At 41.7% G+C, this 19834-nt stretch carries 15 protein-coding genes; 3 read left to right on the forward strand and 12 right to left on the reverse strand.

Going from position 1 to position 19834, the window contains the following annotated elements; translation table 11 throughout:
* Positions 1 to 67: 67 nt before the first annotated feature.
* On the reverse strand, positions 68 to 1315 hold the full coding sequence (locus BM386_RS10845; RefSeq protein WP_091693742.1) for an efflux RND transporter periplasmic adaptor subunit: 1248 nt from the start codon (positions 1313 to 1315) through the stop codon (positions 68 to 70).
* A 329-nt stretch (positions 1316 to 1644) separates the two neighbouring features.
* On the opposite strand from BM386_RS10845, the gene BM386_RS10850 reads away from it, so the two are divergent.
* Positions 1645 to 3033, forward strand: coding sequence for a sigma-54-dependent transcriptional regulator (locus tag BM386_RS10850; RefSeq protein WP_091693744.1), 1389 nt, complete (start codon positions 1645 to 1647; stop codon positions 3031 to 3033).
* Positions 3023 to 4375 carry a sensor histidine kinase gene (locus BM386_RS10855; RefSeq protein WP_091693747.1) on the forward strand — a complete coding sequence of 451 codons (1353 nt, stop codon included), beginning with the start codon at positions 3023 to 3025 and terminating at the stop codon, positions 4373 to 4375. The genes BM386_RS10850 and BM386_RS10855 overlap by 11 nt, the downstream gene beginning before the upstream one ends.
* A gap of 375 nt (positions 4376 to 4750) precedes the next feature.
* Here BM386_RS10855 and BM386_RS10860 read toward each other — a convergent pair whose 3' ends face one another.
* From BM386_RS10860 to BM386_RS10870, 3 genes are all read right to left on the reverse strand, one after another.
* Positions 4751 to 6907: a TonB-dependent receptor gene (locus BM386_RS10860; RefSeq protein ID WP_091693749.1), complete on the reverse strand. Its 2157-nt coding sequence runs from the start codon at positions 6905 to 6907 to the stop codon at positions 4751 to 4753.
* Between the two features lie 252 nt (positions 6908 to 7159).
* Positions 7160 to 8095, reverse strand: a complete 936-nt coding sequence (locus tag BM386_RS10865; RefSeq protein ID WP_091693752.1) for a hypothetical protein — start codon at positions 8093 to 8095, stop codon at positions 7160 to 7162.
* Between the two features lie 3 nt (positions 8096 to 8098).
* Positions 8099 to 9508, reverse strand: a complete 1410-nt coding sequence (locus BM386_RS10870; RefSeq protein ID WP_091693755.1) for an MBOAT family O-acyltransferase — start codon at positions 9506 to 9508, stop codon at positions 8099 to 8101.
* Positions 9509 to 9827: 319 nt separating this feature from the next.
* On the opposite strand from BM386_RS10870, the gene BM386_RS10875 reads away from it, so the two are divergent.
* Positions 9828 to 10586 (forward strand): sulfite exporter TauE/SafE family protein, encoded by a 759-nt coding sequence (locus tag BM386_RS10875; RefSeq protein ID WP_091693758.1) that lies wholly within the window; start codon positions 9828 to 9830, stop codon positions 10584 to 10586.
* Between the two features lie 171 nt (positions 10587 to 10757).
* Here the strand turns inward: BM386_RS10875 and BM386_RS10880 are convergent, their stop codons facing one another.
* The 8 genes from BM386_RS10880 to BM386_RS10915 form a co-directional block, all read right to left on the reverse strand.
* Positions 10758 to 11255, reverse strand: coding sequence for a hypothetical protein (locus BM386_RS10880; RefSeq protein WP_091693760.1), 498 nt, complete (start codon positions 11253 to 11255; stop codon positions 10758 to 10760).
* Between the two features lie 59 nt (positions 11256 to 11314).
* A complete protein-coding gene (locus BM386_RS10885; protein ID WP_170857081.1) occupies positions 11315 to 12322 on the reverse strand; it encodes a hypothetical protein in 1008 nt (335 codons plus the stop codon).
* Between the two features lie 73 nt (positions 12323 to 12395).
* The gene (locus BM386_RS10890) at positions 12396 to 12848 is read right to left on the reverse strand and encodes a YHS domain-containing (seleno)protein (RefSeq protein ID WP_091693766.1); all 453 of its coding nucleotides are present in this window, start codon (positions 12846 to 12848) and stop codon (positions 12396 to 12398) included.
* 157 nt (positions 12849 to 13005) lie between these two features.
* Positions 13006 to 14628 carry a hypothetical protein gene (locus BM386_RS10895; RefSeq protein ID WP_091693768.1) on the reverse strand — a complete coding sequence of 541 codons (1623 nt, stop codon included), beginning with the start codon at positions 14626 to 14628 and terminating at the stop codon, positions 13006 to 13008.
* Positions 14625 to 16811 carry a hypothetical protein gene (locus BM386_RS10900; RefSeq protein WP_091693771.1) on the reverse strand — a complete coding sequence of 729 codons (2187 nt, stop codon included), beginning with the start codon at positions 16809 to 16811 and terminating at the stop codon, positions 14625 to 14627. Before BM386_RS10900 ends, BM386_RS10895 begins: the two co-directional genes overlap by 4 nt.
* Positions 16808 to 17980: a BatA domain-containing protein gene (locus tag BM386_RS10905; RefSeq protein WP_091693774.1), complete on the reverse strand. Its 1173-nt coding sequence runs from the start codon at positions 17978 to 17980 to the stop codon at positions 16808 to 16810. Before BM386_RS10905 ends, BM386_RS10900 begins: the two co-directional genes overlap by 4 nt.
* Positions 17980 to 18849, reverse strand: a complete 870-nt coding sequence (locus tag BM386_RS10910; protein ID WP_091693777.1) for a DUF58 domain-containing protein — start codon at positions 18847 to 18849, stop codon at positions 17980 to 17982. The genes BM386_RS10905 and BM386_RS10910 overlap by 1 nt, the downstream gene beginning before the upstream one ends.
* Positions 18836 to 19834 carry an AAA family ATPase gene (locus BM386_RS10915; protein WP_091694474.1) on the reverse strand — a complete coding sequence of 333 codons (999 nt, stop codon included), beginning with the start codon at positions 19832 to 19834 and terminating at the stop codon, positions 18836 to 18838. The genes BM386_RS10910 and BM386_RS10915 overlap by 14 nt, the downstream gene beginning before the upstream one ends.

Below are 19834 nucleotides of genomic sequence, written 5' to 3' on the forward strand. Positions count from 1 at the left end.
GACTACAATCGCTCTAATTTATCACGAAGCTTCTTCGGTCTCCCGTCTTCGGTCTTCGGTCTTTTTCTCATTTCAAATCCAAAATCTCATTCTTCCCAAAATTCTCATATCCGCTGATAATTACTTTTTCACCTTCCACCAAGCCTTCCAGCACTTCGTAATATTCAGGATTTTTATTTCCAAGTCGGATATTTCGTTTTTCTGCATTTCCGTCAGCATTGATCACAAACACCCAGTTTCCTCCGGTATCCTTGAAGAATCCACCTGTTGGTAGAAGTAAGCTTTGCTCGCTATCGCTCAACTGTAATCTAATCCTCACACTTTGTCCTCTTCTGATTCCCTGGGGACTTTCGCCAGTGAACCTCATATCCACTTCAAATCGACCGTTTGTAATCGTCGGGTAGATCTTGGTGATTTCCAATTCATGATCCACTCCACTGAGTGTAAACTTTCCTCTTAGACCTTGGCCAATTCTAGGCAAATACAATTCATCGATTGGTACTCGCACTTTGAATTCATCCTGCACATCGATCTGACCATATCGCTCACCGGAGTTGATGGCCTGACCCACTTCGATTTGCTCCATTGCCAACTGACCTGCGATCGGCGCTTTGATCACCAACCCATCCAGGATCTGCCCTACTCCATTAAGCGAAGCATTCATTCTGTTTTCTGATTGGCGAAGTTGCGCGAGCTGGTATGATCTTGCGATAGAATCACTTCTATAGGATTTATAAGTCAATTCCTTTCTTTTTAGGTTATACTCGTATTGCTCTGCGACTTCCTCAAACTCACGATCAGAAACCAGTTTTTTCTCATGAAGCTCTTTGAATCTTTTATACTGAGGCTCCAGCAAACTGATCTGGTAATCTATCTCGGCCAGCTGTCCCTGCTGACTCAAATCATTTTGATCGAGGAAAAGACGGGTTTGACGCAAATTGTTGATCTGCTCATAAAGCATGGTTTCCCGCTGCATCACGTCCAGTTGCAAATTGGAATTGGACATAATTAATATCGTGTCTCCTATTTCCACTACCGCTCCTGATTCACGTACAATCTGCGCTACCATACCACCCTCAACTGCATCGAGAAAGAATGTTTGCGCTGGTTCGATCTGCCCTGATACTAATATATAATCGGTAAACTCCCCTTTGGAAACTGTCGCGATACTCAATCGATCTTTCTCCACATTCATAGTAGAGCGATGATCTGCAAATCCGATTTGATAAACAATTCCGGCGACTAAAGCGACTCCGCCTACTATCCAGGCGATACGTTTAGGGGTCCAGGTTTTCTTAGCTATTTTTCTATCCATTGTGTGTAAATGCCATTTTCGGGCTATCCCCTTTATGCCAAATGGTATGCCATGCAAAAAATCGCCCTTACAAGCTTGTTTCGTTGATTTTCCAAAAATCAGAAGCTAGGCTCGCGAACATTTTCGTCCGCAAGCGAACAAAAGAATTCAAAGTCGTATAATTTTTTCCTAACTTATAATCCTGCCTTATTTCACCAAAACATGCCCAGATCGTCCGAAATCAAACGTTTTGCAGCAAATTTATTCGCTCAGTTTTTTCGGTATGCTTTTGGAACAAGTGGGCACAATACGACGGATATTTTTCCGCGTCTGATCAACTTCTTTTACTTATGAGCGAGCAACGTACAGGCAAAATTCTAATTGTAGATGACAACGAGGACCTATTAAAGGCAGCAAAGATTTTTCTAAAGCGACATTTTTCTCAGGTAGATACGGAAACCAATCCTGACCTACTTCCTATCCTCACGCACAATGAATCTTACGATGTGATTCTCCTCGACATGAACTTTACCAAGGATGTGAGTTCAGGTCAGGAAGGTTTTTATTGGCTGGATCGGATTCTGGAACTTGACCCTTCGGCAGTGGTAGTTTTGATAACCGCTTATGGAGATGTGAACCTTGCAGTAAAAGCGATCAAGGAAGGTGCAACTGATTTTGTATTAAAGCCCTGGGAAAACGAACGGCTGCTTGCTACACTAAATTCTGCCTTGCAGCTGCGCAAAAAGAAAATGGAAGTCGATCTGCTTCGGGATCAGAAGCAGACCATGCAGCAGGACATAGACAATAAATTCAAGGACATTATCGGTCAAAGTGATTCCATGCAGAAGGTCTTTGAGACTATCGAGCGTGTGGCGGTCACGGATGCCAATGTCTTGATTTTGGGAGAAAATGGTACTGGGAAAGAACTGATTGCCCGTGCCATTCACCGTCATTCCCGCAGAAATCGAGAAGCTTTTGTAGGGGTGGATTTAGGTTCTATTACCCAAACCCTTTTTGAATCAGAGCTCTTTGGACATAAAAAAGGATCATTCACGGATGCCAAGGAAGACCGTGCAGGAAGATTTGAGCAGGCACACAAGGGAACACTTTTCTTGGATGAGATAGGAAACCTACCTCTTGCACTTCAATCCAAGCTTTTGGCAGCACTTCAAAATAGACAGGTAACCCGTGTAGGAGCCAATCGCCCGGTGGATGTAAATATCCGCCTGATTTCCGCGACCAATATGCCGATTCATAACATGGTGTATGACAATGGCTTCCGTCAGGATTTACTTTATCGGATCAATACCATAGAAATTCAGCTTCCCCCACTTCGGGAGCGTGTGGAAGACATTCTGCTTTTGGCAGATCACTTCATTACTTTTTACTCTAAAAAGTATAATAAAGACATACGAAAAGCTTCCGAACCACTGGTGAAGCGAATGACCAAGTATCACTGGCCTGGCAATATCCGGGAACTTCAGCACAGCATAGAGCGGGCTGTGATCATGTCAAATCATAATGTGCTGCAACCTGAGGATCTGTTTTTGCAGAAAATGGCTCAGCCTGAGCGTCAGGATGAATCGGTAAGTTTGGAGCATCTGAATATCGAGGATGTAGAGCGGATTCTGATCAGAAAAGCGCTTCAAAAACACAATGGGCACATCACCAGAGCAGCAGAGGAGCTTGGGCTGACCCGCTCATCACTTTATAGGAGATTGGAGAAATATGGTTTATAAGCGGTTTTCGGTTGGTGTAGGCCTCAGAATCTTTGGCATCATCCTCAACCTTTATCTTGGGCTTTGGCTCTATTATAGCCAAGATCTTTGGCTTGCGCCCGGGATTTTAGGATTACTTGCTGTGATTCAGATTGGGGAAATGATCTATTACGTCAACTCCATCAATCATAAGCTTGCCCGCTTTCTGGATTCCATTCGTTACGCAGATTTTTCCAGTTCCTTCACTTCTGACAGTAAAATGGGTAACTCCTTCCGGGAGGTAAACTCTTCCTTCAATGAAGTGATGGAGGTTTTCAAGCAAACCCGAGCCGAAAAAGAAGAGCAGATGTTGTTCCTTCAGGTGATTATTCAGCATATCAATACAGGGATTATTTCCTTTAATGATGCCGGGAAAATCGGTGTAATCAACAACGCAGCGAAGCATTTGCTGCAGATCCCTCAGTTTCGGGACATCACTGATTTGGGAAAGCTTTCTCCAAAACTTCTGGAAGACGTAATGGAAATGAAACCGGGTCAGCGCATCTCCAAAAAGGTAAACCTGAACCTCCATCTCATTATTCAATCTACTTCCCTGAAGATGGGCGGACAAAGCTGGACTTTGCTTTCCCTGCAAAATATCAATGCAGAACTTCAGTCAAACGAGCTGGAAGCTTGGCAAAACCTGACCAAGGTTTTGAGACATGAAATCATGAATTCCATTACGCCGATTTCCAGTTTGGTGGAATCACTCCGCACCATTTTGGATGAGGACAGCTACGTGCAGCAGGAAGGTTTCCTGATCAAAAGAGATGGATTTATGGACATGCAGGAAGGTCTTGACACGATTGCTAATCGAAGTAAAGGACTGGTGAATTTCGTAAATGCATACCGTGACTACACTAATATCCCAGCTCCAAAAAAAGTTGTCATGCCTGTGAGCCAACTCTTCGAGAATGTGCTCAATTTGATGAAAGAGGATTTGAAATCGGCTGAGGTAAAGATAGAAACCAAGATCCATCCAGTCGATCTGGAAATCCACTGTGACCCGGATCAGATCACCATGATCCTGATCAACTTAATAAAAAATGCTTCTGAATCCCTTCAAAATCAAGCTGATCGTACGATCTGGCTTTCCTCAATTGGACAGGGAGATTTGGGATTGATGATACAAGTGGAAGACTCAGGGCCTGGAATTATTCCCGAGGCACTGGAGCGGATTTTTGTTCCTTTTTACTCTACGAAAAAGACCGGCAGTGGAATAGGATTGGCGATTTCTAGACAAATTATGAATCTCCACAAGGGCAGTTTGGAAGTAACCTCTATTCCAAATGAGCGAACGGTCTTCACGATGAATTTCAGGTAAAAAGTTTTAACCGCAGAGGACGCTGAGGACACGCAGAGGACGCAGTTTAGTATTATTAGCTAAACTTGGTTCAAGTCTGAAGACTTGGACCATTTATAATGAAGTCTTCAGACTTCTATTATTTTACCTGTAAAAATCCCTTTCCAAACCATCACATTATTCCCACCATAAAGTCACAAAGAGATCAAAGTCCAAACATTGAGAAAACCGAACTTCTATGTTTCTCTATGTGCCTATATGGTTTCATTATTTTTGCAAAAAAGCCTCTGAGATCGAGTGATTTCAAAGGCTTTTGGATTCAAGTCCAGCTTCGGGATCAGCAGGACAACTATCTTTCGTTGTAACCGCTATTCGAAATTTGACATCTAGAATAGCTTAAAACTTATACATAGCCGTCATCCCAAACGTAGCTGGATTGCCCAGATGAGATGGTCCGAAGTTGTACGCATAATCTATGTACGTTTCATCAAATATATTCTTAGCCCAGAATGTAAGCTCCATGGTATCTGAAACAACTCCTAACTTAGCATTTGCGATCTGGTAAGCATCTTGGCTGATGGTATTTTCTAGATTGAAAAACTGCTCTCCGAAATACAGCCACTCCCCTCTTACCATCCAAGTCAATTCACTAGAATTAAAGAACTGAGGAGTCCATTGTGCGGCAACCATGGAGGTAAACTCTGGAGTGAAAATCTGTCTATTGCCTGAGAAATCAACTTCTCCGGATTCACCGGGAAGTATCAGCTTATCAAAAGTAGCATTCGTATATCCGAAGCTCCAGTCTATGCTCAGGTTGTTGGTAGGAATCGCATTGATCTCCCACTCAATACCTGAGCTAGTCAAATCACCCGCATTTTGGGTCACCACTAATGCATCTGGCAAGATCAATCCTGGCACCTGAACGTCAGAAATGGTTGTGATGAATGCAGCTACATTCACTCTCATCCTGCGGTTGAAAAAGTAGTTTTTGCTTCCAATCTCGAAATTGTTGGAGAATTCAGGTTCATAGGCAAACAGGGGCGGATTGCTCGGATCCGAACCTATCTGGGTTAATCCGCCTGGTCTGAAACCACGGCTGTAGCTACCATAAATTTCATTGGTATTTGCTAACTGATAAGCCAGTGCGAGTTTTGGTGAAATGGCATTGTAATCCACATTCCCAGTAGTATCAGGCTGTGTCACCATAGGATCGCCCTGTCCAAAATCCAGCTCCTGAGAGACTGTCAACTCCTTTTTCTCATAATCAGATCTCAGGCCAGCTGTCAATTTCAATTTATCAGTTAAGCTATAAGTCGCTTGACCAAAAAAAGCGAAGCCATAACCACTTGCAATATTGGTATTGATCGTGGTGAAGTTGGAGATCGGTGAACCTACCAAAGCAGCATCATCTCCAAAGTAAATACCTTGCTTAGTCGGAGCATCGGATGTGAAGCCAAAGAAACCAACTTGCCAGTTCAATTTCTTTCCCGTATTCGCAGAAGCTAACCTGAATTCCTGAGTCCAAACTGATACTGTATTCCAATCTTTTCCATAGTCATTCACAATAGACACGCCATCTATAGGCGAGAAATCCCCGTCGATCGGAGTTTTGTAGTATCGATAATTTTTCTGGAAGGCCGTCTGAGAAGAGAAATTGAATTTTGGTCCAGTATTCTTGATTACCAAAGAGATGTTTTGGCTATCATCCACCATTTCGGTAGTTGCATTTTGATTGACCTCGAAAGGATTCTCGATAGCAGAATCAGGATCTGGAGCTAATGAGAATGGACCATTATTTCTTCCTGAATTGGTTTTTGTATTTAAAATTGCTTCCCATTTTTTTGCAAAAAGATAACTAATATTCGCTGAGATCAGCGTATTCTTTTGCTTATCAAAATCGCTATCGTCAAAAAGATTGGTATAGAATCCATCTAATTTATCAGACAGATATGAGAATCCAATGTGTAATTTATCTGAAAACGCAGATGTTTTTAACCCTACAGCAAATCTGGAAAAACCATAGTTTCCAAAATCTGCCCGAAGAAAGCCAGTAGTTTCATCAGATTTAGGTTTGGTGATGATATTCATCACTCCTCCCATTGCATTCCTGCCATAAAGCGTCCCTTGTGGACCTCGAAGAACTTCTATTCTTTCCACGTCATTTAGCAGGAAGAAATAGGTATCCAACCCGAATTGATTCACTCCATCCACATAAGTTGCCACTGCTGGTTCGTAGGAAGTAGTCGTGATACCGCGGATAGAAATCACGTTTCTGTTATCACCGGGATTGGAAGAATAAAGGTTTGGGATGTAGCCACGCAGATCTTTGGTCTGCCAGAGGTTCATTTCCTCCACTTTCTTATCATCAATATTGGTTACGGCAAAAGGCACTTTCTGAAGATCTTCGGTTTCTTTTTGAGCAGTCACCATCACTTCTCCAAGCTGAGTAGTGGGAATGGTATCGTTGGTTTGGGCTAAAGATAATTGTGAGGCAATTGTTAGTCCAGCAAAAAGAGAAAGCTTCGCCAGCTTTTGGGTATTAAAAATTGACATATTGGTTTAGGTACAGTTTGATGGCAAATTTAAACTTAGAAGAGTAAAAAATTTGCTAAAATCTGAATATCCACAACCGGAGGATATGGCTTTAACCCAGTTTTTTGCTGGGCACCGCAATTTTTTCTCCACCGCACGTGCCTCTTAGGCCCCACGAACATCACCACGCCCAAAGGACGTGGATTTTTAAGTTGTATTAAAATTGAGGTTTTTCAATAACTAATTATCATGAAAAAAGCCAAGTGTTACAATTTATTCATTCAAATCTAGCGATTTAAGGGAGTCCAAAGTCATTTCTGTAAACATCCGCGATCCCTTATCATTTAAATGAATGTCGTCAAAGAATAACTCCTTTTTTCTTAGAAATTGCTCAGTATTCCTAAAATCAAACAAAGGGATTTCATTGTCTTTAGCTATCATTTTCATTGTAAGCATAGATTTCGAATCATTATTGAGCGTCTTTTTGTATAATTCTGGTGAAATCACAAAAACTAAATTGATTTTTTCCCTTTTAGCAGACTCTATAAAGTCTCTAAAAAGTGTTACCAGAATCGGGTCCAATGCCTTCTCGCTAGGCTTTTTGGGGATTTTAGATTTGAGCACCTTGACCCCACCATATAATGGACGGTAACCCAAAAAGTCCCTCTGCGGGAATATGGAATAATTGAGGATATGCAAAAAGGTAGAGTTATATCGAAAGGTGTTAGGTAATAATTTTAGATCTACAAAACTCGAACCTAAACTAAAAACAGGTTCCAGCTCATTTCTAAAGTCCCAATAATAAGGATTCAAATCCGACAGTCTTTCATAATTTTCTTGATCGTATTCCAGCCATTCCTCATCTAGATTTAAAATGATGGTTTTAGGGAAATATCTACTCAATACAATTTTTTGAAGAGCTCTTTGAAACACCAATTTTTGCCCCTGTACCCCTGCATTGTAAGTACTTTGGCCAAGGACTTTTTCAAATATTTCTGAAACATAATGCCTGTTTGCCCGAGAGCTGCCCATGATCAAAATTTCAGAGCTATTTCCATAAATAGTTGTGGTCAAGCGAGCGAACTTTCCGGACTTTTGGGAAAAGTAGAGTTGCTTCATACCTAAGCCTATGGAAAAATCCAACTGGACAACAAGAACAGTGAAAAGCAGTCCAAATTTGAAGGTTTTTAGTATGTCGGATTTTTCCATTTCTTAAAATTGGAAATAAATAAATTGACCGGAATTAAAAATCCCCAAAGATAAAATGGCAATAACAATTAAACCATAATAGAGCATGGACTGCCATTTTTGATTCATTGGCCAAAGCAAAATTTTACTTTTGAAAATCTCCTTGTTCCCTTCAATGAGGAGCAAAATAAATATAGCCATCCCTGCGTAAATCGGCGCTACAAAGTCAGCATCTGTTGGAAGAAATAATTTGCCAGGATTTGTGAAAATAGTGTGAACAATCAAAAATGCATCCGACAAATTATTTGCTCTGAAGAAAATCCAAGAAAAATTAATAAGAATAAAGGTGGAAAGAATTCCAAGAAACCGATTTTTAGAAGGCTTGACTACAGCAGCTTCAAAAATCAAATAAAAGCCATTGAGCGCTCCCCAAACAACAAAAGTCCAGTTTGCGCCATGCCATAATCCACTCAGAAGAAACGTAAAAAAGAGATTGGTAAGCCATTTAATTTTTGATATCCTATTTCCACCAAGAGGAATGTAAACATAATCTCTAAACCAGCTAGATAGCGAGATGTGCCATCTCTTCCAAAATTCCCCAACTGACCGCGCAAAGTAAGGACGATTGAAATTTTGCATCAAGTCAAATCCAAACCATCGGGCAGTACCGATTGCAATCAAAGAATAGCCTGCAAAATCCCCATAAATCTGAAAAGCAAACATTAAGGTAGCCGCCACAAAAGTGATTCCTTGATGATTTGGCACATGATTATAAACAGCATTGACATATATCGCCGCCCTGTCTGCAACCACCAACTTCATGAAAAAGCCCATAATTATCAACTTCAACCCACTAGCCATAAGCTGGTAGGTAAGCTTCCTAGGTGTGTAAAATTGTGGTAAAAGATGTGAAGCCCTCTCGATTGGCCCCGCCACTAATTGTGGAAAAAAACTAACAAAGGAGCTAAATGCAATAAAATCAGATGTTGGCTGCAATTTCCTTTTATAGACATCGATGGAATAGCTAAGTGTCTGAAATGTATAAAAACTAATTCCAACCGGTAAAATCACTTGTAAGGAAGTCCCTTGAAAAGCCATTCCCATCAAGGTAAAGGCATCAGCGAAACTGTCTACGAAAAAATTGTAGTATTTGAAAAAACCAAGAAAACCGAGGTTTACACTTAAACTTATCCACAAAAGCAGTTTTCTCCTGCCTACTCTAAGCTCTTTAGAAAGTCCACGGCCTACAAAAAAGTCAACAAGGGTGCTAAATAAGATTAGAAAGAGAAACCTCCAATCCCACCAACCATAGAAAACATAGCTTGCTACTAAAATCAAAATGTTTTGGAGCCAGACTTTTTTCGCAGGAATGAGCCAATAAACCAAGAATACCAGCGGAAGAAAAATGAGAAAATCAATGGAATTAAATAACATACTTTAATTTTGAAGCTGCTGGCTATGGGCTTGTAAAAATCGAATCTATGAAGGAAGCCACAAATTAATAACTAATTATCCTCGAAAAAAAAGAACGTATGATTCGATTTGTATAACCCTTTGTTTGCTTATTGTATTTTTTGCAGAGATGTAATAGCCAATTTTACGATTGACAATGTGAACTTCAAAAGCTATGATAATTTGATCAGCGTTGGTATACCCATAAAATTTGGTCAATTTCAAAGCGCATAATGAGTTTGAATGCTGAGAAACAACATCGCTTTTGTCTCAGCATCTTTTCCTACACCTCTGTTTTAGAATGGTTACTATAGAATACCTACCCATCATCTTTTTCATTATCGCTTTGTTTTATAGTTCTGTCGGGTTTGGCGGCGGGTCGAGCTATTTGGCTATTATGAGCCTTTTTTTGACAGATTTCTATGAGATTAGATCTACTGCACTTATTCTAAATATTTGTGTAGTGACAATTGGCACTTTGATTTATATCAGAAACAAAGTATTTGATTTTAAATTATTCTGGCCTTTTCTGATTTCCAGTATTCCCTTGGCCTATTTCGGAGCTCAATTGAGGCTTTCTCAGCAGGTTTTCTTTCTGATTCTAGGGGCTTCTCTTATACTCTCTGGGGCAGCAATGATGCTTCGGTATATCCAGGCTAAACTGGTTTCCCACGAGTTTACATTACTAAAAAAGCTTGGGTTGGGCGGAAGTGTGGGATTACTAGCTGGTGTGTCTGGAATCGGAGGGGGAATTTTCTTAAGCCCAACGCTGAACCTACTCAACTGGGCAAATCCAAGAACAGTCGCTGCCTTAGCTTCTATATTTATCTTGGTCAATTCTATCTCGGGACTAATCGGATTGACAGTTGCCGGTACCTTTCAATTAGATCCTGACTTGCTCTGGAAACTAGTTTTAGCAGTAGTTCTGGGAGGCAGTATAGGATCTTATCTGTCCAATAAAAAGTTTAACCTAAGAATACTGGGTGGTCTGACTGCGGTTTTGGTGATCTATGTGGGTTTGAGGCTGGTTTTGATGCATGGTTTTGGAATTACTATTTAATCGATTGTTTTCAACAGAAAACATATTTGAGTTTTGCTTTATGGGGAAAACAAGATATGGATAAACGCAATTCTACCAGTAGCCAAATGTCATCAAGCTTCACCTCGGCTTCGCTTGGTGTCTATACGGGAAAGTAAGTTTCTTTTGAAAATAGAATCGATCCTGACTATGTCAATTATTGCTTGATTCCAAGCTTTTGACATAGTCAATTGTCGATTTAGCAACCCCAAAACTTGCTGGTAGGGAAATATATGCAAGTGAATTGCAAGCAATTTTTATTATAGCCTGATGATGGATGCAATGCTCCAGGTTGTACCAAAGTTCTCGAAAATAGCTACTTCGTATTGTTTCAAAATCTGACCCAGCGGACATTTTTAGCAGGATTTCTTTGTCAGGACATTGGATAGATGACTGGATTCCCTTGATTTTGGCTATCGCTTGATTCACATCAGTTTCCAACATTTTATCCCGCTTTCTATCATCATAGCAAACAATCCCAAACTCATATTGAGTCAAAAGACATTCGTACAATTCCAAAATATGGCGTATATGCTGACCTATACTGGAAGTCTTCAATACGGGAGAAAATTCAGCAAAATCCTCCAATTTCAATTGAATCAAAAAATCTGATAACTCTTCTAAAACTTCCGAATTCAACTTTACTACCATAGTATCTATTTATTGCATCTAAAAATGAACTATTAAACTATTGAATTTTATTTAGAAAGTCACTTTTTCATATACTCCCTGAGACTTCTCAGTGTATCGCGCTTTTTGAATTGACTTCTGTTTCCAGCTAGATTTAACTTTGACATCCTTGCCATAGTCCGAAAATATGAACTGATCGTCCTCAACCCTGCCCTATAATTTTTCTCGGGCGAGTACATGTGAATAGGTTCAGCATTTGCGCCGTTTACTTCGAGAATGATAAGTTTATCTGGATCTGAAAGATCTATCAAGTCATCCACTTTTACATCCAGCCTTCCATAGTTGATCCCTTTCACAGTCTCAAAAACCTTTTCAAAAGCTGAAATCATTTCTGGTGATATATATTCGCTGTAATCAAGGAAAACGGCTCCTTTGCAATGATTTCCCATCTCGCTCAACTTAACTAGTTGGCCAAGGAAAGGAATTGAATCAGGGTCAGCAACTCGAATCAGATGCTGATATCGGCTTGCTCTGGGATGATTTTGGATCAATTCGGACAGACTAGAGACCCCATCACCAACAATCTGAAGAGATATCTTTCGTGTAAGTGAAGGAATCTTCAACTCACCACTCACAGGATGCTTGAAGAAAAACACCCCGTATTCCTGAGCTTTCTCTATAAAATCCTGTATCAAATAAGAATCCTTCGGCTGCTCTTTTAGGTAGAATTCAAGTTCATTAGGATGGTAGATCAGCCTTACTCCTTTTCCACGCTCACCCACATCCGGCTTTATGATAAAAGGGAACTGTATGCCTTGTCCGTTGACCTTTTCCCAGATGAAATCGAGCTTGTCCTCAGAATGAATCAAACAAGTGTTGGGTAGATTCTCATTTGGAAAGTGGTTTTGCGCAGCAAATTTGGAATAATTGTACAAACCACCATTTTCTAAAGCGGGATTGGCTGCGGCAAAGAAATTAGCTTTTCGAAGTCGAATAGCCCAGGAAACTCCAAGTACAAACATTGGGATATGAAACCACCAAGCATGTCCAAACTCAAACGAGTTGAACATCCTCGTGGGATCAGGCATTTTTTCCCAATTATTAGTTGATGCTGTTGGTGAATCAAGTTGTATTCCCTCTACCATTAGAATTCGTTATCAATCACTTATCTTTTTTGACCGTCGGCCAGTTTTTGTCAGCCTTTTTGATCATTTCAGCCCGATCTGCAGTCCAGTCTGTCTGCACTTTCTTGTTGTAATTCAGATACAATTTATCATCCACAATCGTCCAGGCATCTGGAGATATTGGCGCTTTGTAGCCTCCTGCTAATCCAAAAGCGCAATAACCACCATACTGAGGCATGTATTTGGAAGGATTGGCTTTGAACAATTCCAGGTTTTCCTTTGATGAAAAATACCAATTTGCTCCATTTTGAGTAAACTTAAATTCATCCTTGCCCAACACTGGTTTGGAATCCGTGAAATAAGCAACAGGGTCATAGCCTTTGATTGCTTTGTCATTTTGGGAAAACACCTCAGCTTTTTGGGCATAAGACACAGAAATCAGCGTCATCAAAACAAAAATGAGACTCGCTTTTATGAAGTAATTATTCATAGTAAAATTTGTTTAAGGTTAAGCTGCTCATGAATTAACAGCTTTAATTTAAACTCAAAGCAATTTCTTTAGGCTGGATTTTAGTGTCGCAGTCTAGACAATTTGGAAAAAAAACTTTTCAAATGGCAACCACTTCTCAAAAAATGAAAATCTATTCTTACTTCAACAGTTTAGGCTCCAACCAAATCAGGATCAAAATCAACAAAAACATACCAAACCAAATCCATGCTGAAACCTTCTTTTGGGAAATATAGCCTTTCTCAACTGAACCCAAGTTCGAATGCATTTTTAAGAAATCAGCCCTCAACTTGGCAGCTTTCAAACTAGCCCATTCATCACCTGAGTAACTGTAAAACTCCAAACTATCCCCTACTGAAATCCATCCTGAATCCAGACTGATAAAGCTTCCATACTTGGAAAAAGGATTGACCAGTGACTGCTGAAGAAAAACTGAATCAGATTCAACTCTTATAAAATCCTTCTCAAACTCTACTTGATTTGCCTCAATAAGAGTTTGCAAACCTTCAAATACCGGTTGAGTCATAGAAACAGCACTCGACTCTTGAGGCTTCAGCTCTCCCAGTATTTTCTCCCAAACAGCCTGAAACCTCACACTATCTCCGGACAGTTTGAGTGGAAAGGTCTTTCCCAAAAGACTAAGTCCGATCTTTGAGTTTCCTATATTCTGGATTGCGACTGAATTTTCAAAAAGACGCTTTTGGGCTAGTTGAGCTTCAAACTCAAAAGGAGAAGCTTCCAAATCTCCTTCTATCGCCCTACTCTCTTCACTGCTGATCCGATTTATGGAAAAGTTGGTTCCAAAGGCTTTATTGATAGCTGCCACATCATTAGATGCATCACTTCCATTCATTACCAAAACTGATGCTCCCTTTTCAATTGCCTCCTGGGTTGATCTCTTAGAAAGTTGGGCTGGATCGATAATAAGAAACTGCAGGGAATCAGATTCTGCATCGCCTGAACGAATGACAGCATTCTTTGAAATCCCGATTTGCTCGCACACCTGCTCCCCTGAATTGATCAAATACTGAGTCAAATTCCTGATTTCAGCATCTGGAAATGAAAACTGAAGGCTGTACTGAATAGACTTTGATGCATGAACAAAGAAGTTCACAGAGCCTACCAGACTATCGTTGACGAGCAGTTTGATTTCATTTCTACCCAAGACTTTTGCTGGAAACTCAAGATTAAATGTACTCTCATTAGGATCAGTGACCGCTTCAGCCAAGATTTCTCCTACCTGAGAGAGAGAGATTTTCAAGGAATCTTTTGCGGCTATTCTCCCATTTACATGCTGCATTTCCCCTTCTCTTAGTATTCCTTTCCATTCGAGAAAAGAAATTGAACCAGATTCAAAATCGTTGATCCAGAGGATTTCCTTATTTCCGATTTTCAGAAGTTCAGTTTGCGAAAAGTCCGAACCTAGTAAGAAAACAGGGTTTCCATCTCCTTGAAACTTCGAAAGCTCAACTACATTCTTGACCTTCAAACTATCCTTCCAAATGCGTATTTCATCTTTGGAATAGGCTGGAGAGTACACTAAAACTGCTTCTTCCGCACTATCGGAAGACCAATAGGGTTGGAATACATAAGCAATCAGTAGAAGTCCAAACAGGACATTCAAGGCACTTTTAATCGCTTTTCTTGACCTAGGCAGATCTGTCTTGACGATCCAGAAAAGCTGAAAAGCTAAGATCACAACAATTGCCAAGGCAAACAGCCAAGCCCAAGTCCAGGATATCAAAGGTTCGAATTGAATCATTGCAACTTGCTCCAAAAGGCTTTTTCTAGTTCTTTTTGTTTCAGAAAAGACGCGTTCGCACCTTCACTTTGGGCGGTCAAAGGATATAATTTTTGAAACAATTCCTTTTTCCCTTCATCCTTAATTTCTCCGGAATTCAACTCCTGCAGCTGCAAAAGCAGCGACCAGTCGTCCAAACCGGAATAGTTCATCCGTGCAGTCCAGAGTTCTCCCAATTTCTGCACTGCAGCCTTATCTACGGCTGATAGTTGCTGCTTCGGCAACAGTCCCAAAACCTGAGCTGCAAGGGGTGCCAGACGATTTTCCAGTGCGATTTGCTCCAATTCAATTTGAGTTTGCAAATCCTCCAAATCACCTGTAAGCCTCTTTTCCTCCACCTTGATCGGTGGCGGGTCAAAGCCTGTGCGCTTCACATAAACCCGGGATTTTTGCTGAACTGTTTTCAGGTATTCCAGTGCTTTTTCCTGATAAGGCAAAGCTTGATCCGGCTCAAAAAGCCGCATGTACAGCTCCGATTGCCACATTTGCTCCAAGGCTAGTTTCAGTGTGCTTTTGGTAGACTCTTCGAAATAGGTATTCGTCTCTGCGTCATCGTGATTATGCAAATAGGAATCCAGCAAGCCCCCTAAGCCACTGTCATCCTCCGAGCTATGATGTTCTTCTTCCACATGAGTTTCCTGAGTTTGGGCCGGCAAAAGTACGTTTGCGGTAACTCCCGCTTCGTGCTCCTCATCGTGCTTGTGCATATATCCCTCGAGCAAGTCTTCGCTGTCGCCTTCTACCTGCGCACCACCAGCAGTTTCCTCAAATTCCTCGCCCAAATACTGTCCGTACCGCAACCTCAGCATCTTCTGATCATATCCGATTTCATTTGACTTCACATTGAATTCCCGATCTGTGAGGTTGTTTTTATCTTCCAAAAGCTTTTGGGTATCGATGATGATTTGACGCTGACTGCGGAAATAATCCGGCATCACATGAATGGCCATTCCTATCAGTTCTTCCTCCGTCATCCCTGCCGAGTCCACATAGTTGATGAAGTAGGTATCACTTCGTGAAAAATTCGGTTCGGGAGTTTTATTGTCAACAGCTGCCCAATAGTAGTACAGTTCGTCCCCATGCCTAAAGTCCAAGGCATTCAAATCAAGGGTAACTGAGAGGTCTTTAGATTTGAAATTGCGGCTAGAAATCGGAATTCTATTCTCCCGAAACTTCACATTCTCCCCCGAGCCCCGGGCTAATGTAGCTACCAGAAAAACCTCCCGCACCTTGAAATCATCGGAGACTTTTGCCTTCACATTAATGATTTTTGGGTCTTGGGTAAAATGGTAGGTGTATAGTTCCTTGCCCTCCGGTTGGATAACTGGCGCCAAATCCAACACTGCTTCCAAGGGATGATAATCCGACTCATAGACTAGCTCGTTATTCCTGCTTGCCCGGATAGCGTAAATGCCAGAACCCTTCACCCGATCACGAAGCACAAACTGAGTTCCTTGTTTCGAAAACTCCAGCCCATCCCCATTTGAATTGATCAGTTCCACTGTCAAATCATCACTATTTGAAAGGGAAATAACCCACTCTATATCAGAGCCTATTAAAGCACGTAAATCAAGTGTAGATTGAACCACTTTTTGCAGTCCAGAATAGCTTGGAGGAGTAATGGAAATCTCCGAAGATGTCATCTCCACAGTTCTTTCTGCTACTGAAATCATTTTCATTTCATCCTGCAAACTAGACAGGTTCACAGGTGATTCTTCACCCGGCAAACTCAAAAGTGATAGCCCATAAACTCCACCTGCAAGTAATAAAGCTGCCATGAAAGGCCAGGTATTCTTGTGCCAAAGCTGGATTTCTCCCCCCTGAAACGAAGCATTCACCCGCTCCCATTGCAGCTGTTCTGCTATGTTTTTTGAAGGGTTGGAAAGGAGTTCCAAGCTGAATTCCAGTTCCGGGAATCGCTCATGGAGAAGCTTAATTGCCTGCGTACGCTTCGTCTCAAACAAGCCCAAAAAGTATGCGAATACCAGAAAGCCCAGCGGGGCTACTAAACTCAAAGCGAGAACGGATGAGGTGAAAACAAGCCCAAATGCAGCCAGTGCCAGCCCAGCAAGTAGGGCTTTTACACCTGCTTGGATTGTCAGCTGCCGCTTAATCTTGGCAATATATTGCTCTATCCTGCTCATATCCCTTGTTGGTTTGCAAAGTATCTCTCAGCAGCAAAACAGCCTAAAAACAGCCCTAAAAGCAACAAATTGAGGTTAGCTTTTTTACTCTGACTTTTATCGCTTTGAACCAAAAACCTACGCTCAACTTGAGCATAACTCAACTTCACATCCTGCTGCTCAATACCTGAAAATGCCAAAAACTCCTCCAAAATCAACTCTGGAAGCCTACCAGTCTGCACTTGCTCTGAGGCTTCAAAATCCAATCGATCCGAATAAGTGAGTAAGTTTGCTTGTTCTGAAAATGAATGATTACCTGAGATAAAGTAGAGTTTATCTCCCCTAGATTCGGCTGGAAGCTCGCTATCGAACACCAGCTTCGCCTTTTCAACTTGCTCTTTTTCTACAAATTCAAATCCATAAACCTCATTGATAGCCTCAAAAGCAGCCTGGATAACTACTCGCTCTGAAGAGTTACCTTCCGCTAGGAAGTATCCAAATTGCTCTTTTCCTAAGCTCATTGACGAAGTCATATCTTGCCCTTTTGGAAGGGAATCTAATAGGCCTTGCTTATTTGCCTGAAGGACTTTCCCTCCATCCAAGGCCAATGATTGGGGCTGAGACTTTCCTAACTCAGAACTTCCCAGATGGAGTTTAGGCTTGATTTTGCTCAAAAAGAATGCAGCACCAAACGCATTTTTAGAATTACTCAGATACAGATTTAGCTCAGTGGCTTCAGAAGGAACTTGGTCAAGAGATCCCTGAAGGCTCAACTTCTTTTGGGTTGAATTCAGCTCCTCCATGGACTCAATTGGTGAAAGTACATCGTCGGCCCAGAAGACTTCTTCACCCTTTTCCAGTGCCTGCTGAATCTCAAACCTATATTCCTCCGTGACCTGATTGCTAGGTTGCACAAGGTGAATGATGCGTGCCTCAGCTGCTTCATTGAGCTTAGGAAGAAAGAGCTGACTTAACAGAAACACCAATAACACAAGCATAAGAATCCGCAGAATCAGCACGAGGATATTCTCCAAACGGATCCCGTTTGCAACAGAACTTTCCTGAGTGGGAAGCCAGTGCATCGCTGCCCAAGACAGCAGTGTTCCCTTTTTCCCCCGCCATAAGTGGATAAGAAATGGGATGCTGATTCCGAGCAAACCCCAGAGCAATATAGGTTGGAGAAACTGCATCAGGATAGGGATCTTTGGGATAAAAACTCACTGATCACCTCAGCGATAGAATCCGACAATCGTACTTGAATCAAATGAACCTGAGGTAGAAGTAATAACATTTTAAATTCTGATAAATAAGTATTTATAGAATCGTTATAGTTTTTCTCTATCGCCTTTCCATCCAATATAATTGAGCGATCTGACTCCAAATCCTTCAGGGTGAAATTACCCTTTAGACTGAAATCCACTTCCTGATTTCCTAAGACCTGGAATAGCACGATCTCCTTCTTGGGATGGCGCATTTGCTCTACTATCTCCAGCCATTCATTGTCCTTTTGCAAAAAGTCAGAAACCAGAATTATCAGTTCCTTCTGCCTGCTTTTCAAAACCGGAAACTCCTGCTTCGTCACAGGCCAGGAACCTGCCGCAGTCTCCCCTTCCAAAAAATAAAGTATCCGTTGAAACGCTTTGGGAGATGCTGAGACCTTTTGCTCTACCCTTCCATCCTGGCAGGTGAAGTAACTCAAGGAATCGCCCTGTTGATGCGCCAGGTAAGCAAGGGAGGCAAGCAGGTTTTTAGCGTATGCTAAGCGCTTAATTCCATTTTCCTCATAGTTCATCGATCCAGACAGATCAAGCATCATACGGATATGCAAATGGCTTTCAGTCTGCGATTCCTTGATCATATGTTTGCCGGATCTGGAAAAGTACTTCCAGTCGATCCGCTTGGGGTCGTCTCCTGGCTCGTAATACCTGTACTGCTCAAACTCAGAACCAGCACCCACCCGCTTGCCCAGGTGAATACCATTCTTGAGCTGCTCGCTGATGATCTTGGCGGCCAGCTTGAGGTTATTGAGTTTGATGATTTCCAGATTACTTGCTTGCATGGATTGGGAGCGCTTCGAGGATTTTCGTGATGACTGCGTCAGGCTGAATATTCTCTGCTTCTGCCCGGAAATGCAGGGAAAGTCTATGTCTTAAGACTGGAAAAGCAAGTGTTTTGATATCCTCGGGAGTGACCGAATAGCGTCCTTTCACCAAGGCTCTGGCTTTGGCACAAAGAATCAATGCCTGTCCGGCCCGGGTTCCTGCACCCCATTCTACATAATCTATAACTGACTGTATTTCTGAATTATCAGGCCGTGTAGCTCGAATTAACTTATTGATATAAACCAGCAATTGAGAATCAATATGAACCTCTCTTGTAAGCTTTTGCAAGTTCTGGATATCTGCACCGGTGAATACTACGTCTGGCTTTCCCTTGTAAGTACCCGTCGTCTTTTCCAACACATCAAGTTCCTCCTGCTCGGAGGGATAGCCTAGTTTGATGTACAAAAGAAAGCGATCTAGCTGTGCTTCGGGCAGCGGGTAGGTTCCGGCTTGTTCTATGGGATTTTGTGTCGCTATAATCAAAAATGGAGCTGGCAACGGATGATGCTGTCCTCCATAGGTCACCACTTTTTCCTGCATGGCTTCCAAAAGCGCAGCCTGGGTTTTAGGCGGAGTTCTGTTGATCTCATCAGCCAGCACCATATTGGCGAAGATTGGGCCTCGGTTGAACTGGAAGAACTTCTTCCCTGTCTCGTGGTCTTCCTCAAGTATTTCAGTGCCTAAAATATCTCCAGGCATCAAATCCGGCGTAAATTGAATTCGCTTAAAGTTCAGCTCCATCCCCTGAGAAAGGGAATTAACCATCAGGGTCTTTGCCAAGCCTGGCACACCTTCCAAGAGGCAATGTCCTCCTGCCAGAAGCGTAATGATGATTTCTTCGATCACTGTTTCCTGACCGACGATGACTTTAGCTATTTCTTTTTTGAGTTGGGGTATCTTAGCCACCAACTCTTTATAGGCTGTTAATTCTGTGTTTTCCAA

This window comes from Algoriphagus locisalis (assembly GCF_900116615.1).
GTDB lineage: Bacteria > Bacteroidota > Bacteroidia > Cytophagales > Cyclobacteriaceae > Algoriphagus > Algoriphagus locisalis.

Bases quoted from the DNA above. Each gene is read 5' to 3' on its own strand.
- BM386_RS10845 (WP_091693742.1), bottom strand. From the start codon at position 1,315: ATGGATAGAAAAATAGCTAAGAAAACCTGGACCCCTAAACGTATCGCC.
- BM386_RS10850 (WP_091693744.1), top strand. From the start codon at position 1,645: ATGAGCGAGCAACGTACAGGCAAAATTCTAATTGTAGATGACAACGAG.
- BM386_RS10855 (WP_091693747.1), top strand. From the start codon at position 3,023: ATGGTTTATAAGCGGTTTTCGGTTGGTGTAGGCCTCAGAATCTTTGGC.
- BM386_RS10860 (WP_091693749.1), bottom strand. From the start codon at position 6,907: ATGTCAATTTTTAATACCCAAAAGCTGGCGAAGCTTTCTCTTTTTGCT.
- BM386_RS10865 (WP_091693752.1), bottom strand. From the start codon at position 8,095: ATGGAAAAATCCGACATACTAAAAACCTTCAAATTTGGACTGCTTTTC.
- BM386_RS10870 (WP_091693755.1), bottom strand. From the start codon at position 9,508: ATGTTATTTAATTCCATTGATTTTCTCATTTTTCTTCCGCTGGTATTC.
- BM386_RS10875 (WP_091693758.1), top strand. From the start codon at position 9,828: ATGGTTACTATAGAATACCTACCCATCATCTTTTTCATTATCGCTTTG.
- BM386_RS10880 (WP_091693760.1), bottom strand. From the start codon at position 11,255: ATGGTAGTAAAGTTGAATTCGGAAGTTTTAGAAGAGTTATCAGATTTT.
- BM386_RS10885 (WP_170857081.1), bottom strand. From the start codon at position 12,322: ATGCCTGATCCCACGAGGATGTTCAACTCGTTTGAGTTTGGACATGCT.
- BM386_RS10890 (WP_091693766.1), bottom strand. From the start codon at position 12,848: ATGAATAATTACTTCATAAAAGCGAGTCTCATTTTTGTTTTGATGACG.
- BM386_RS10895 (WP_091693768.1), bottom strand. From the start codon at position 14,628: ATGATTCAATTCGAACCTTTGATATCCTGGACTTGGGCTTGGCTGTTT.
- BM386_RS10900 (WP_091693771.1), bottom strand. From the start codon at position 16,811: ATGAGCAGGATAGAGCAATATATTGCCAAGATTAAGCGGCAGCTGACA.
- BM386_RS10905 (WP_091693774.1), bottom strand. From the start codon at position 17,980: ATGCAGTTTCTCCAACCTATATTGCTCTGGGGTTTGCTCGGAATCAGC.
- BM386_RS10910 (WP_091693777.1), bottom strand. From the start codon at position 18,849: ATGCAAGCAAGTAATCTGGAAATCATCAAACTCAATAACCTCAAGCTG.